The organism is Haliea sp. E1-2-M8 (genome assembly GCF_030649675.1).
Lineage (GTDB): Bacteria > Pseudomonadota > Gammaproteobacteria > Pseudomonadales > Halieaceae > Haliea.
The window spans coordinates 1-1,512 of sequence record NZ_JAUTDR010000069.1 but is presented as its reverse complement, the minus strand read 5'-3'; the positions used below and the strand labels follow the sequence as shown (position 1 = coordinate 1,512).

Here is a 1,512-nt window from a genome sequence, read left to right as displayed (position 1 = left end):
GGAGAGTGGCCAAGCGTGATCTTGAGTATTCAGCCGTTTTAGAACCGTCCGTAGAAGTGGGGTAGAACCCACTGGAAAATGGAGTTGGCGAGGGTGCAGGGATTTCGATTAGGGAACCCGATCTCAAGGAGGCCGGACATTTTATGCCTCAGTGTTTTCTATCCTGGTGCCATATACAACCGGAAAGCGTCTTCGCGGAGATGCCGCTTCGTATCCAGGCGTGCCATCTCTCAAATGTTCAGTTCTGGAGCAATTGGTGGCGTCGTCCATGCAGCATCCGTCGAGCCAAGGCTTCCGCCTTCGCTCCGGCAACGTGGTGCTCGGGTGGGCTTTCCCGATGCTTCAATAACCCGTAGGGCCAGCCGACAGCGTCGCCGCGGCTGCCTTCAGCGTTAAAGCTATGAGAGTGATAACCATAGACGCCTTGAAGAAATGTCTGATCGAGATCGGCTTAAATCGGTACGGCCTATGTATCTTTGCACCTGCACTAACAGCCAGTGTAGTTAATCGTAGGTTAAACATAGCCTATGGCGACTCGGGTGATAATCTATCCGTTCCGTTGGGGGTGGGTGCTGGTGATCAAACGGTGCGATACTTGGGTGCAAACTACGCAGCCGCAAGTATTGCGCACACGGTTGCGACAGTTGACGTTGTGGCTAATGTTGTTGGTTGTGTGCTCCTTGTGACATATCCTGGCGTGGGGTCTCAACGGCAGAATGTCGTTGCAGTGGTAGAGCACGGTAGTATCAAGATTCAAAGCGATGGGGTTGATTCATTCTTTTCGTTCGCTAAAAACCATCTGGGTGTTGAGCGATTGAGTAATCCATCGAATGATCTTGAACTTAACACCGACGGGGTTATATCCATAGCCGCCATATCAAGTGCTCCTGCTCGCCAAGCCCAAGTGTTCTTGACAGTTCCCTGGGAGGCGATTTTCAAAAAAATAATGGAGAACCCGAATAGTCTTTTCGACTTCGCAAAAAAACCCAGACAGTTTGAAGAGTTCTTAGCGGAATCCTACATTCGTGCAGGTTATAATGTTGAGTTGACACCCGCAAGTGGTGACGGGGGCGTAGATATTATTGCGGAGCTACCTGGGCACGGAGCGATAAAAATCCTAGATCAAGCGAAAGCTTACTCAGGAAACCATGTGGTAACTGCGAACGATGTAAGGGCGGCTGTCGGGACGTTGGTGACGCACCCCGATGCATCTAAAGTAATCATCACAACCACGTCTCGTTTTGCGCCTCGTGTGTACAGTGAATTTTCTCTGTTGACACCCACTCGCTTAGAATTGAGGTGCGGTCAAAATTTGATCAGTTGGTTGAAGTCGATACAAGTTAAGTAAATTTATGTTTTCTTCGGAGTTGTGGGAAGCTCACTGCACAGCGATCCTGTCGCGGCTGAACTGGGCGTCGACGTCCGCTCCTGGCCGAAAGCGTCTCCGCGGATATAGTCACTCAGTCCCGCTTTTTTGGTCTTTACTAGATCAACTGGCAGGTATCTGCCAGG

General features: G+C 50.5%; 1 protein-coding gene. It reads left to right on the top strand.

The features are described from left to right. Positions 1 to 595: 595 nt before the first annotated feature. On the top strand, positions 596 to 1,348 hold the full coding sequence (locus Q6D67_RS21540; protein WP_304707896.1) for a restriction endonuclease: 753 nt from the start codon (positions 596 to 598) through the stop codon (positions 1,346 to 1,348). Positions 1,349 to 1,512: the final 164 nt, after the last annotated feature.